The 12,429-nt window shown below is 74.1% G+C and carries 10 protein-coding genes and 1 pseudogene; 6 read left to right on the top strand and 5 right to left on the bottom strand.

Translation table 11 applies throughout. The annotated features are described in order from the left end of the window. The first annotated feature begins 84 nt into the window (after positions 1 to 84). From MUN78_RS10850 to MUN78_RS10835, 4 genes and pseudogenes are all read left to right on the top strand, one after another. Positions 85 to 1,227, top strand: a complete 1,143-nt coding sequence (locus tag MUN78_RS10850; RefSeq protein ID WP_244726394.1) for a carboxylate-amine ligase — start codon at positions 85 to 87, stop codon at positions 1,225 to 1,227. Continuing rightward, complete coding sequence (locus MUN78_RS10845; RefSeq protein ID WP_244726393.1) at positions 1,224 to 2,273, top strand: DNA topoisomerase IB; 1,050 nt, start codon at positions 1,224 to 1,226, stop codon at positions 2,271 to 2,273. The genes MUN78_RS10850 and MUN78_RS10845 overlap by 4 nt, the downstream gene beginning before the upstream one ends. A 149-nt stretch (positions 2,274 to 2,422) precedes the next feature. Further along, positions 2,423 to 3,487: pseudogene (locus MUN78_RS10840) on the top strand (NAD(P)/FAD-dependent oxidoreductase); the annotation flags it as partial. A 24-nt stretch (positions 3,488 to 3,511) separates the two neighbouring features. Next, the gene (locus MUN78_RS10835) at positions 3,512 to 3,940 is read left to right on the top strand and encodes a Rieske 2Fe-2S domain-containing protein (protein ID WP_346730637.1); all 429 of its coding nucleotides are present in this window, start codon (positions 3,512 to 3,514) and stop codon (positions 3,938 to 3,940) included. Between the two features lie 3 nt (positions 3,941 to 3,943). Here the strand turns inward: MUN78_RS10835 and MUN78_RS10830 are convergent, their stop codons facing one another. Beyond that, positions 3,944 to 4,615: a DUF6766 family protein gene (locus MUN78_RS10830; RefSeq protein ID WP_244689800.1), complete on the bottom strand. Its 672-nt coding sequence runs from the start codon at positions 4,613 to 4,615 to the stop codon at positions 3,944 to 3,946. 379 nt (positions 4,616 to 4,994) lie between these two features. Here MUN78_RS10830 and MUN78_RS10825 point away from each other — a divergent pair, with 379 nt between their 5' ends. After that, positions 4,995 to 5,876: an SDR family oxidoreductase gene (locus MUN78_RS10825; RefSeq protein ID WP_244726391.1), complete on the top strand. Its 882-nt coding sequence runs from the start codon at positions 4,995 to 4,997 to the stop codon at positions 5,874 to 5,876. Positions 5,877 to 5,904: 28 nt separating this feature from the next. Next, positions 5,905 to 6,483, top strand: coding sequence for a TetR/AcrR family transcriptional regulator (locus MUN78_RS10820; RefSeq protein ID WP_244726389.1), 579 nt, complete (start codon positions 5,905 to 5,907; stop codon positions 6,481 to 6,483). A gap of 117 nt (positions 6,484 to 6,600) precedes the next feature. Here MUN78_RS10820 and MUN78_RS10815 read toward each other — a convergent pair whose 3' ends face one another. The 4 genes from MUN78_RS10815 to MUN78_RS10800 all read right to left on the bottom strand — a co-directional run bounded on the left by MUN78_RS10815 (position 6,601) and on the right by MUN78_RS10800 (position 12,187). After that, positions 6,601 to 8,070 (bottom strand): MFS transporter, encoded by a 1,470-nt coding sequence (locus tag MUN78_RS10815; protein ID WP_244726387.1) that lies wholly within the window; start codon positions 8,068 to 8,070, stop codon positions 6,601 to 6,603. Further along, a complete protein-coding gene (locus MUN78_RS10810) occupies positions 8,067 to 9,416 on the bottom strand; it encodes a M20/M25/M40 family metallo-hydrolase (protein ID WP_244689792.1) in 1,350 nt (449 codons plus the stop codon). Before MUN78_RS10810 ends, MUN78_RS10815 begins: the two co-directional genes overlap by 4 nt. Before the next feature lie 46 nt (positions 9,417 to 9,462). Next, the gene (locus MUN78_RS10805) at positions 9,463 to 11,523 is read right to left on the bottom strand and encodes an NADPH-dependent 2,4-dienoyl-CoA reductase (RefSeq protein ID WP_244726386.1); all 2,061 of its coding nucleotides are present in this window, start codon (positions 11,521 to 11,523) and stop codon (positions 9,463 to 9,465) included. A gap of 460 nt (positions 11,524 to 11,983) precedes the next feature. Continuing rightward, positions 11,984 to 12,187 (bottom strand): cold-shock protein, encoded by a 204-nt coding sequence (locus MUN78_RS10800; RefSeq protein WP_244689788.1) that lies wholly within the window; start codon positions 12,185 to 12,187, stop codon positions 11,984 to 11,986. Between the last annotated feature and the right edge of the window lie 242 nt (positions 12,188 to 12,429).

Genomic DNA, 12,429 nt, shown 5'->3' with positions numbered 1-12,429 from the left:
CGGCCCCGTAGGCTCGGATCCACGGCACGAGCGCGGCCGGGCCCCGCGCCCGATCCGCGGACACAGCGAACGGGAGGAGCCGCGATGGCGGAAGAGGATCGGAGCGCACCGCGCACCTTCGGCGTCGAGGAGGAGTACCTGCTGCTGCACGCCGCGGACGGCACCCCCGCCGACCGCGCGGCGCAGCTCGTCAGGGATCTCGCCGAGCACGGCGAGGACGCCGACCGCGAGTTCTTCGCGAGCCAGCTGGAGACCGCCACGCCGGTGTGCCGCACCGCCGCGGAGGCGGAGGCCGCGCTCACGGGCTTCCGCGCGCGCCTCGCCCGCGAGGCGGAGCACCGGGGCGTGGTGCTCGCGGGAACGGGGCTGCCCCCGGCGGGGGGCGAGGAGGCCGGGACCGTGACGCCGCAGCAGCGCTACCGGCTGATCGGGGAGGAGCTCGGCGAAGCCGCGGCCCATCAGTACGTCACCGGCACCCATGTGCACGTCGCGGTCCCCTCGTCCGACGCCGGGGTGGAGGTGCTCGCCCGGCTCGCGCGGTGGGCGCCCGCGCTCGTCGCGCTCACGGCGAACTCGCCCGTGTGGTGCGGGGCGGAGACCGGCTTCGCCGCCTGGCGGCAGATCATGAACCGCTCCTGGCCCGTCTCCGGGTATCCGCCGGAGTTCGCCGACGGCGCCGCCTACGAACGGGCGATCGCCCAGCTCGTGGAATCGGGGATCCTCATCGACTCCGGCATCGTCACCTGGGAGGCCCGACTGTCCCAGCGCTTCCCCACGGTCGAACTGCGGATCGCGGATGCGCAGCTCGAGGCCGGCGAGGCGGTCTCCTTCGCCGTGCTCGTGCGCGCGCTCGTCGAGCACGCCCTGCGCGATGCGGCGGCCGGCCGGGCGCGGCCCGAGATCGCGGCCGGGCTCGTCGACGGCGCCGTCTGGAAGGCGGCGAGGAACGGCCTCGACGGCGAGCTCGTCGATCCGCTCACCGCGCGGTCGCTGCCGGCATTCGACCTCGTCGACCTCATGATCGCGGAGGCGCAGGCCGAGCTCACCGAGTTCGGCGACTTCCCGAGGATCGAGCGCTACGTCGGCAGGCTCAGGCGCGAGGGCGGCCCCGCGCGGCGGCAGCTTGCCCGCTTCCGCGAGCGCGGCATGGCCGGCCTCCTCGAGCTCTACCGCGAGGGCATGGGGATCGGCGCCCCGACGGCCGCGCGCGCCGCCGCCCGCGCGTGAACGCGGAGGCGCCCCGGAGGCGGGGGAGACGGCTCGCGATCACGCGCCGGATCGAGGACGGCGAGGCCGTCTACCTCCGCGGCGGACGCCGCATCACGAGACGCTCCGAGCTCTCCCGCCTCGACGCGCTCGCCGTTCCTCCGGCCTGGACCGACGTGGAGATCTCGGCATCGCCGCGATCGAAGATCCTCGCCCGCGGCATCGACGCCGCGGGGCGGGCGCAGGCGATCTACCACTCGGCCTTCCGCGCCAGGCAGGATCGGGAGAAGTTCGCGCGCATGGTCCGCTTCGCCCGCGCCCTCCCCGCGCTGCGGGCGCGGGTCGACCGGGATCTGCGCCGCCGCCGGCTCGGACGCGATCGCGTCTCCGCCTGCGTGATCCGCCTCATCGACCGTGAGCTCTTCCGCGTCGGCAATCCGGAGTACGCGAGGCGGCACCGCAGCTTCGGCGTCACGACCCTGCGCGAGGACCATGTCGTCACCGACACGACGGCCGTGGAGTTCGACTTCGTCGGGAAGAGCGGCGCGCGCCAGTCCCGTCGCGTCGCCGATCCCCGGATCGCCCGGGTCGTGGCGCGGCTCCAGGAGCTCCCCGGCCCCGAGCTCTTCCGCTTCTTCGACGAGGACGGGGAGATCAGGGAACTCCGCAGCCGCCACGTGAACGCGTACCTCCGCCGCCACGCCGGCCGGGGGTTCTCGGCGAAGGACTTCCGCACCTGGGGCGCGACGGTGATCGTCGCCGCGGCACTCGCCCGCCTCGATCCCGCGGACGCGGAGGAACCGAAGCGCGCGGCCGCGGCCGCCAGAGACGCGGTCCGCGAGGCGGCGGAGCGGCTCGGCAACACGCCGGCCGTCACGCGCTCGGCCTACGTCGACCCCCGGGTGCTCGCGGCGTTCGAGGATGCAGGGACCGTGGCGGCGCTGGCCCGCGCCCGGAGACGGATGCGGGCCCGGCATCATCTCACCGTGGATGAGCAGTACGCTCTCGCGCTCCTCACGGGGAGCATCGGCCGCGGGAAGCGCGGGTCCGGGGGAACGGGGAGCTGAGCACCCGTGATGGGCCCGCGGTCGCGGTGCCCGATCGCCCGCGCGTGCCCCGGCGCCGTGCGCGGTCGGCGAGGGTCGACGGTCGACTCGAGCCGCCGCGTCCTGTCAAGGGGGTCGCGGGCCCCGCGTGCGAGGCATAGCGTCGCCGCATGACCGCATCGCGCCCCGACGCCCCCGCTCCGCTCTGGCACGCCACGAGCCCGCCGATCCCCGTGCTCCCGCGCTCGGCGCCGATCCCCGCAACAGACGCGTTCGTCGTCGGCGCCGGGCTCACGGGACTCGTCGCCGCCGTGCTGCTCGCGCGCTCCGGGCTCCGCGTGACCGTGCTGGAGGCGCGCACCGTCGGTGCGGTGACGACGGGAGGCACCACGGGCAAGTGCAGCCTGCTCCAGGGGACGATCCTCTCCGAGTAGCGCGAGCACGCGGGCGACGAGGTGCTCGGCGCCTACGCCGAGGCCAACCGGGAGGGGCAGGCGTGGCTGCTGCGCGAGCTCGCGCAGCACGGAGACGCGGTCGAGCGCCGGACCGCCGTGACCTTCGTGCACGACGCGGCGCGCCGGGAGACGCTCGAGCGGGAGGCCGAGGCCGCCCGCCTCGTCGGACTGCCGATCGAGCTCGCCGACTCCGCCGATCTGCCCTTCCCGACCGCGGGGGCGCTCGTGCTCGAGCATCAGGCCCAGCTGCACCCGATGCGCGTGCTGGCCGTCCTCGCCGCTGAGCTGCGCGAGCGCGGGGGCGGCATCGTCGAGCACTGCCGCGTCCGCGACGTCGCGGAGGAGCACGGCCGCGTGACCCTCGAGACGTCGCTCGGCTCCGTCTCGGGAGAGAGCTGCGTCCTCGCCACGGGCATGCCGATCCCCGACCACGGCGGTTTCTTCGCCCGCCTGGAGCCCTCGCGATCGTTCGTGGCGGCGTACCGGGTCGCGGGCGGGGAGCTGCCGAACGGCATGTACCTCTCGGCCGACGCCCCCGACCGCTCCCTCCGCACGGCCGAGGACGCGTCGGACGAGCCGCTGCTCCTCGTCGGCGGCGGCGCCCACGTCACGGGCCGCGGGGGAGACACCGCCGCCGTGCTCGCCGAGCTCGATGCGTGGACCGTCGAGCGGTTCCCCGGTGCGCGACGGAGCCGATGGTGGGCGGCGCAGGACTACCGCATGCACTCGCGCGTGCCCTACGCGGGTCCGCTGCATCCTGGCACGGACCGGGTGCTCGCGGCCACCGGGTACGCGAAGTGGGGCATGACGAATGCGGTCGCGGCGGCCCTGTCCGTCACCTCGCTGCTGCTCGGCGGCCGGCTCGACTGGGCCGCGACGCTGCGCCGCCACGGACCGTCGCTCCGTGGCGCCGGCGATGCCGTCGGGGCGAATCTCGCGGTCGCGGGCCGGATGCTCGGCGGCTGGGCCGAGGCGGAGCTGAGCGATCCGGCGACGGCCGCCGCCCTCGGTGACGGGGAGGGACGCGTCATCCGCGATGGCGTGGCCCCCGTGGGCGTCGCCCGCGTGGACGGCGCGGAGTGCCGCGTCTCCGGCGTCTGCCCGCACCTCGGCGGCGTCCTCCGCTGGAACCCGGCGGAGCGCAGCTGGGACTGCCCCCTGCACGGCTCGCGGTTCACGGCCCGCGGCGAGCGCCTCGAGGGGCCCGCGGTCACCGACCTCGAACCCCGCTGACGCTCACTCCGACTCGACGGCGCTCTCGTCGTGGGGCGTGCCGACGGGCTTCGACTCGGCGGAGCCCCGTTGGCGGAGGAAGATCGAGAACGCCACCATGCTTCCGACGGCGAGCAGCTCCGACTGCCAGTTCTGAAGCGTGCGGTTCCAGAAGTCGGGCGAGGCCAGATACTCGAGGAACCCCAGCTCCGCCTGGCCGTGGAGCAGCCGCTCGTCGTTGGCCACGGTCACGCCGGCCATGGCCTGCAGCACCCAGGAGGCCAGGAAGATCGCGCCCATCGTGAGCAGCAGCGAGTTGCCGTACAGCGCCAGGCGCCAGCCCGGTCGTTTCGCCCAGCCCGGGGAGTCCGGGCGGGCATGCGCGCCGACGAGCTGATCCTCGTCGCTGCCGGGCCCCTCGTCGCCCGGTCGCTTCGATTCGGGCGAACCGCGCTGCACGAACCAGACGGTGGCCAGGATGAAGAGGAAGAACTGCAGGTACTCCGACTGCCAGTTCTCCGCCACGTCGACGATGAAGTCGGATGAGGTGACGAAGTCGAACCACCGGCTCGTCGCTGCGCCGTGGCGCAGCTGCTCCTCGTTGAAGTCCGCGAGCCCGGCGAAGGACTGGCCGACGAGCGCGGCGAGGAACGCGACGGCGAAGACGATGGAGAGGGCGTGATCCTTGAGGCGCACGGTTCACCTCCCCGCGAGCACGAGGGCGGACATGCCGCCGAGACCGAGGACGACGACCGCCAGCCACCAGAGGAAGACGATCCGCATGCCGAGTCTGTTCATGGCCCGAGCGTAGGCCGGTGCCGCGGCGCGGGGCAGACCCTTGCGCCGCGGGCGTCGGCTGTGGCAGGCGGGAACCGCGTCGGCACCCGCCCGGCACGGGTGGCAGGTGCCGGGCCGGTGACCGGCCGTTCGGGGGAAGATACCGGACGGCCGCCGCCGCGTCGAGGGGGTGCCGGGACGCCCGGCAGGCGGCGTACCGTCGGACCCGGAGCGCCGGAACAGCCCGGAACCGCCGGGGATCCCGCCTCGGAGCCGGCCTCCATGGAAGGGAGACGACATGACCCCGAACCAGGACCCCCGCACCCGCTACCCCCGTCCGCCGATGCCGGCGCAGCAGCAGCCGGCGCAGCCGGGACTCACCGGGCGGATGGAGCCGCCGCCCGATCACGGCGAGGGCAGCTACACCGGGCACGGCCGCCTCGCCGGCCTGCGCGCGCTCATCACCGGCGGGGACTCCGGCATCGGCCGGGCCGTCGCCATCGCCTACGGGCGCGAGGGCGCCGACGTCGCCATCTCCTCGCTGCCGGAGGAGGTCGAGGACGCGGAGGCGACGCGGGCGGAGGTGGAGCGCGCGGGCGCGCGCTGCGCGTGGCTGCCGGGTGATCTCCGCGAGGAGGCGGCCTGCGTCGAGCTCGTATCGCGCGCGGTCGCCGAGCTCGGCGGCCTCGACGTTCTCGTGCTCAACGCGGGCGTGCAGCGCGAGCGCGATGCGAACGCCGAGATTGAGCGCGAGCAGATCCTCGAGGTGTTCACGACCAATCTCGTCGCGCCGCTGCTGCTGTTCCGCGAGGCGGCGCCGCATCTGCAGCCCGGGGCGAGCGTCATCGTCACCGCCTCCATCCAGTCGTTCAACCCCTCGCCCGACCTCCTCGACTACGCCATGACGAAGGCGGCGCTCGTCGCCTTCACCCGCGCGCTCGCGGTGCAGCAGGGGGAGCGCGGCGTCCGCGTGAACGCGGTCGCGCCCGGCCCGATCTGGACGCCGCTCATCCCGGCCACCGGCTGGGACGAGAAGCTCGTGCACTTCGGCGAGGACACTCCGCTCGGGCGTCCCGGACAGCCGGCAGAACTGGCGGGAGCCTACGTCTACCTCGCCTCCGAGGATGCCTCCTACGTCTCGGGCGCCGTCGTACCGGTGACGGGCGGCAAGCACCTCTGACGCCGCAGGCGGCGCTACAGTGGAGGCCATGCCCGCACCCTCCCGCGCCGCCCGCGGCCGTCCGCCCGCCTCGTCGCGGGAGATGATCGCCGACGCGGCATGCGAACTGTTCCTCGAGCAGGGCTACGAGGCGACATCGATCACGGAGATCACGCGGCGCACGGGAGTCAGCCGCTCGAGCTTCTTCAACTACTTCGCGACGAAGTCCGAGATCCTGTGGTTCGCCTTCGATGCGCGCGCCGCGGAGGTCTCGGCGTCGCTCGCGGATTCCGGGATCGGGATCGCCGAGGCGCTCGCGCGCTTCGGGGCGGGGGAGCCGCCGACCACCCTCGCCCTGGCGATCGTGGACGCCCGCACGATGGGCGTCGAGGCGGAGCTCGCCGCCGGCCGCGCCGCGCGGCAGCTGCGGCTGGCGGAGGCCGTCGCCGCACGACTGATGCGGGACGGCGCCCCGTCGTTGCGGGCGGAGATCATCGCGGCCGGCTACGCCGGGGCGGCGGTCGCGGCGGTGTGGCGCTGGGCCGATCTCGGCGCCGGCCGGCACGCGCTGGGCGCCGTGCTCGCCGAGGGGCTCACCGAGGCCGAGCGCCTGCTCGGCGCGGCCTGACGCCGTCCGCGCCGGTCTGCCGCCGCCCGTCTGTCCGCCCGTCCGCCTGTCTGCCGCCACCCGCTCCGCCTCGCCCCCCCCGGCGACCACAGCCCGACGCCGGGCGCCCGCTCGAGATCAGGCGGGATCGACGGCTGCGGGCTCGCGATCCTGGAACGCCGTCTTCGGCACCACGAACAGCAGCAGCACCGCGGCGAGGAGCGCGGAGGCGCCGCACACGCCCCACACCACGAGATAGCCGGCGAAGGAGCCCGCCGTACCGCCCGCGGCCTCGCCGATGCCGTGCGCGAGCGCGATCCCGAAGATCGCGGACGCGATCGCGCCGCCGACGGTCTTGGTCGAGTTCGTGAGCCCCGTGGCGACGCCGGTGAGCCGCTCGGGCGCGCCCGCCGCCGCGGCGGCGGGCAGCGCCGCGACGAGCGCGCCCGAGCCGATGCCGGCGATCGCCATGTTGGTGAGCATCTGCGCGTAGCTGGCATGGAACGGGAAGAAGAGGAGATAGCCGACGGCCACGAGGAGCGCGGCCCCGGCGAGTGCGAGGCGCGGGCTCGTCACCCGGGCGACGAACGGGGAGAGCAGCGCACCGACCACCATGAACACGAGATACACGCCGATGACGAGCGAGGTGGCGAAGCCTCCGATGCCGAGGCCGAAGCCGGCGACCGCGGGGTCGGTGCGGACGAAGGTCGACAGCGGCGCCTGGGCCCCGAGCACGCTCATGCCGAAGAGCGCCGCGGTGACGAACACGGGCGCGAGCGCCGGGGAACGGAAGAGCCGCACGTCGATGAGCGGATCCGGATGCCGCAGCTCCCAGCGCGCGAACGGGATCACGAGCAGCAGACCGAGGGCGATCGTCGCCCACGCCCAGGGGCTGCCGACGCCGCCGAGCCGGAGCAGGCTCAGCCCGCCCGTGAAAGCGATCAGCGCGCAGCTGATCAGCGTCAGACCGACGACGTCGAGCCGGCCGCCGAGCTGCTCGGGCGACTCCTGCACCCCGAACGCGATGACGGCGAAGCAGAGGGCGACGAGCACGCCGGGGACGACGAGGACCGGCACGAGCGGCAGGAAGTCGACCAGCTGACCGCCGATGAGCGCCCCGGAGATCGCGCCGAGCTCGAGCGCTGCCACGAGGATTCCCGCAGCCCGCGCCGTCAGCAGCGAGCGACCCTCCCGCGATCGCGTCCGCGACCAGATGAGGGCGATCTCGAGCGGGAGCCAGACGACGTAGACGCCCTGGAGCGTCCATGCCGCGAGGAAGAGCGGGAAGGTGGAGGCGAAGGGCAGGGCGAGGCTCGCCGCCGCCGTGATGGCCGTGGACCAGAGCAGGATCCGCTTGTGGCCGACCATGTCGCCGAGTTTCGCGAGCGCCGGCACGACGAGCGCGGAGAGCATGAGCTGCGAGCCCTCGAGCCAGTTCACGTCGGCGTCGGGCACGCCGAGGTGGCGAGCGATGTCCGAGAGCATCGGCGTGTAGTAGCCCTGGAGGAACCCGCTCGTGAACTCGACGAAGGCGAGGAAGCCCACGACGCCGGCGAGCGCCCCGAGCGTCACGCGCCGCATCCCGGCGTCCGGTGCGCCGCGGGTCATCGCGCGGACTCCGGTGCCCCCGGCAGCGCGCGCAGCAGCGCCCGATGGAAGCGGGTGCCGCGGTCGAGCTCCTCGATCGCGACCCGCTCGTCGACGCCGTGGATCGTGGCGCGCAGCTCCGCGGGCATGGCGATGGGCGCGAAGCGGTAGACGGCGGGCGCGAAGCGATGGAAGTACCGGGAGTCCGTCGCCGCCATCACGAGGTAGGGCACCGCGACCGCGTCCGGGTGGGACGCCCGCAGCGCTTCCGCGAGGAGCGCGAACTGCGGGCCGTCGCTCGGCGACTCGGGGCTCGGTGCGCTGCCCTCGACGAGTTCCACCTCGATCCCGCGGTCGCGGATCCGCCGGCGCACCCGGCGGAGCGTGCCCTCGACCGTCTCGCCGGGGGCGAGCCTGAGATTCACCGTGGCGCTCGCCTGCGAGGGGAGCACGTTGGCCGCCGTGCCGCCGGCGAGCATCGTGGGGGCGACGGTGGTGCGCACGAGGGCCGCCGGCTCGCCGCCGAGCCGCGCGAAGACCTGCGCGGCGAGCGCCGGGGCCCGGGAGAGTAGCCGGTAGAACAGCCGCGCGGGCCCTCGGCTGCGTCCGGCGAAGACCTCGAGCATGCGCCGCACCGTCTCCGGCGTGCGCGCGCGGAAGGTGCCGGGCGCGAGGCGCGCGACGGCCCGCGCGACCCGCCCCACCGCAGTGCGCGCGGGCGGCGCGGAGGCGTGCCCGCCGTCACCTCGCGCGCTGAGCCGAATGGTGGTCGCCCCCTTCTCGCCGAGCCCGATCATCGCGGCGCGGCCGACGACACCGGGGAGCGGGGCGTCGGTGACGGCGCCGCCCTCGTCGATCACGATCCACGGGGTGATCCCGCGGTCCTGGAAGGTCTGGGCGATGCGCTCCGCCGCGGCGCCGAAGCTCTCCTCGTTGCCGCCGAAGGAGAGGTAGACGTCCCGCGCGGGCGCGAAGCCCTCGGCGAGCAGGCTCTCGACGGCCTCGAGGATCACGAGCAGCGGGCCCTTGTCGTCGAGGGCGCCCCGGCCGTGGACGAAGCCCCCGGAGATGCGTCCCTCGAACGGCGGGTGCGTCCAGGCGTCGGACTCGTCGACCGGGACCACGTCGAAATGGGCCATGAGAACCGCGGGATCGAGCGTCGCGTCCGCCCCCGGCCAGCGGAAGAGCAGACCGAGATCGGTGATGCGCTCGCGCCCCAGCTCCGCGTGGACGCGGGGGTAGAGCTCCTCGAGCAGCGCGACGAATCGCTCGAACGGCTCCGGGCCGCGCTCGGCGAGTTCTGCCGACACCGTCGGGATCCGGATCATGCGGGAGAGGCGCTCCGCTGCGCCCGCCTGGCTGCTCATGGCATCACCGTAGCCGATCCCGCAGTCCCTGCCGAGATCGCCGGGCTCACAGCGCCGCGGCGAGCCGCGTCCCCTGGTCGATGGCCCGCTTCGCGTCGAGCTCGGCGGCGACGTCGGCCCCGCCGATGAGGTGGGCGGCGACCGCGAGCGACGCCAGCGCCTCGTGGAGCTCGCGGGCCGGCTCCTGGCCGGTGCAGAGCACGACGGTGTCGACCTCGAGCGTCTCCGACTCCATCCCCGGCTCGTCGCCCCCTGCCCCGTCGGCGCCGGGCCGGAGGATGTGCAGCCCGGCGTCGTCGATGCCGCGGTAGGCGGCGCCGGCGATCATCCGGACGCCGCGCCTGGACAGCTCCGTGCGGTGGATCCAGCCGGTCGTCTTGCCGAGCCGGGCGCCCGGCTTCCCCGGCGATCGCTGCAGCATGACGACCGAACGCCGCGGCCGGATCCGCGGGGGAGGGAGGGTGCCGCCCGCGCTCGCGGGATCGGGGTCGACGCCCCAGTGCGCGAGGAAGCCGGGGATGTCCGCGGGATCCTCCGGCGTGTCGCTCGTCAGGTACTCGGCGACGTCGAAGCCGATGCCGCCCGCCCCGAGGATCGCGACGCGCTCGCCGACGGGGGCGCCGTCGCGCAGCACGTCGAGGTAGCTGACGACGCTCGGGTGCCCGACCCCGGGGATCTCGGGTCGTCGTGGGCGCACGCCGGTCGCGAGCACGACCTCGTCGTACCCCGCGGCGGCGATGGCCGCGGCCTCGGCGCGTGCGCCGAGGCGCAGCTCCACCCCGGTCTCGGCCAGCCGGGTGCCGAAGTAGCGGAGGGTCTCCCGGAACTCGCTCTTGCCCGGGACGCGCATCGCCACGTTCAGCTGCCCGCCGATCCGATCCGCGGCTTCGAAGAGGGTGACGGCGTGCCCGCGCTCGGCCGCGGTGGTCGCGCAGGCGAGCCCCGCCGGACCGGATCCGACGACCGCGATCCGCTTGCGCGCCACCGCCGGGGCGATGACGAGCTCCGTCTCGTGGCCGGCGCGGGGATTCACGAGGCAGGAGGTGGGACGGCCGGAGAAGGTGTGGTCGAGGCAGGCCTGGTTGCAGCCGATGCAGGTGTTGATGCGCTCGGGGGTGCCGGCTGCGGCCTTCGCGGCGAAGGCCGGATCGGCCAGGAAGGGGCGGGCGAGCGACACCATGTCGGCGTCCCCGGCGGCGAGGACGCGTTCGGCCGCTTCCGGCGTGTTGATCCGGTTCGTCGTGATGACCGGGATCGACACGGCCTCACGCACCCTGCGGCTCGCCCAGGTGAAGGCGCCGCGCGGCACGGGTGCGGCGATCGTCGGGATCCGCGCCTCGTGCCATCCGATACCGGTGTTCAACAGGGTCGCGCCGGCGGCCTCGATGCGGCGGGCGAGCGCGACGACCTCGCCCGCGGTCGCGCCGTCGGGCACGAGATCCAGCATCGAGAGCCGGTGGATGATGATGAAGCGGTCGCCCACGGCGTCGCGCACCCGACGCACGATCTCCACGGGGAAGCTGCCGCGCCGCTCGGCGGAGCCGCCCCAGCGGTCGTCGCGGCGGTTCGTGTGCGCCGCGGTGAACTCGTTGATGAGGTAGCCCTCCGAGCCCATGATCTCCACGCCGTCGTAGCCCGCGCTCTGGGCGAGGAGCGCGCAGCGGACGTAGTCGTCGATGGTGCGCTCGATCGCGGCATCGTCGAGCTCGCGCGGGGTGACGGCGGAGATGGGCGCGCGCAGCGGACTCGGCGCGACGATGCCGGGGTGCGCGCCGTAGCGGCCGGCGTGGAGGATCTGCAGTGCGATCCGCCCGCCCTCCGCGTGCACGGCGTCGGTGACGAGCCGGTGGGGCAGGGCCTCCTCCTCGGCCTCCAGCGTCGCGGCGTGCGGGGTCAAGCGCCCCTCGGCGTTGGGGGAGAAGCCGCCGGTGACGATGAGGCCGACGCCGGCCCTGGCGCGCTCGCGGTAGAAGGCGGCGAGACGCTCGAAGCCGCCGGGGATCTCCTCGAGGCCGAGGTGCATGGAGCCCATGAGCAAGCGGTTGGGGAGGACCGCGGTGCCGAGGTCCAGGGGTTCGAAGAGGAGCGGGAAGGTCTGCGCTGACATCGTCCACCGTTTCGGTCGTGATCGGTGTTCGGAACTGTAGCGGGGCTCGGCGTCGCGGGCCATCCGACTGTAGCAAGTGCACAACGCCGGTTCGCCGCGATGCGCGTCCGATCCGCTTCAGCCTGATCCGGGTCGCCTCGGCACGGTACCGAGAGCACGCACCCTGCTGGAGTGACCCCGACCGCGTCGGCCGGGAGCACGGGGTGGTGCGGGAGCGGTTGGAGGGGGGCGATGCAGCTTCGGTGAGCGATGCGGCCTCGGTGAGACCGATTCGCCCGATTCCGGCTCACCGAGCTCGCATCGCTGACCGGAGCGACGCCGATAGCCGCGCCGGGCACGGCTTCGGCCGCGACGCCGGGATCCGCTTCGGGCACCCCGGAATCGGCTGAGGGCGTGACGGTCCGGGAACGACTGAGGGGGCGGTGCCGAAGCACCGCCCCCTCAGGGGATCTCGCGACGCTTAGAGCGCGCGGATGTTGCTCGCCTGCAGGCCCTTGGGGCCCTGCTCGACGTCGAACTCGACGCGCTGGTTCTCGAACAGGTCGCGACGTCCGTTGCCCTGGATCGCGCTGAAGTGCGCGAAGACGTCGGAAGCTCCGTCGTCGGGGGTGATGAAGCCGAAGCCCTTCTCGGAGTTGAACCATTTCACGGTGCCGGTGGCCATACTGTGTTTCCTTCGTGTGTTGCTGGCCGCTGATGCGACCTGGGTGCCACGGCGACGGCGCCGACGTGGAGACTGGTAGCGTGCCGCGTTTCCGCGGCAATTAAAACGTGCTGGTGAATCCCAACGTTCGGCATTACTGGTCTTACTCGCCGAGCATATCCCACGCGGGCGCTCCGACCGCAGGATCGTGACCCGTTTGTGTCTTTCCGGGCGCCTCGGGACGGCCTTTCGGGGTTGACAGG

The sequence above is a fragment of the Leucobacter allii genome (genome assembly GCF_022919155.1).
Taxonomy (GTDB): Bacteria; Actinomycetota; Actinomycetes; order Actinomycetales; family Microbacteriaceae; genus Leucobacter; species Leucobacter allii.
This window is presented reverse-complemented; position numbering and strand designations above follow the sequence as displayed.

What these genes read in the sequence shown, in the direction of transcription:
- MUN78_RS10850 (WP_244726394.1), top strand. Translation starts at nt 85, where the DNA reads ATGGCGGAAGAGGATCGGAGCGCACCGCGCACCTTCGGCGTCGAGGAG.
- MUN78_RS10835 (WP_346730637.1), top strand. Translation starts at nt 3,512, where the DNA reads ATGACGAATGCGGTCGCGGCGGCCCTGTCCGTCACCTCGCTGCTGCTC.
- MUN78_RS10825 (WP_244726391.1), top strand. Translation starts at nt 4,995, where the DNA reads ATGACCCCGAACCAGGACCCCCGCACCCGCTACCCCCGTCCGCCGATG.
- MUN78_RS10820 (WP_244726389.1), top strand. Translation starts at nt 5,905, where the DNA reads ATGCCCGCACCCTCCCGCGCCGCCCGCGGCCGTCCGCCCGCCTCGTCG.
- MUN78_RS10815 (WP_244726387.1), bottom strand. Translation starts at nt 8,070, where the DNA reads ATGACCCGCGGCGCACCGGACGCCGGGATGCGGCGCGTGACGCTCGGG.
- MUN78_RS10810 (WP_244689792.1), bottom strand. Translation starts at nt 9,416, where the DNA reads ATGAGCAGCCAGGCGGGCGCAGCGGAGCGCCTCTCCCGCATGATCCGG.
- MUN78_RS10805 (WP_244726386.1), bottom strand. Translation starts at nt 11,523, where the DNA reads ATGTCAGCGCAGACCTTCCCGCTCCTCTTCGAACCCCTGGACCTCGGC.
- MUN78_RS10800 (WP_244689788.1), bottom strand. Translation starts at nt 12,187, where the DNA reads ATGGCCACCGGCACCGTGAAATGGTTCAACTCCGAGAAGGGCTTCGGC.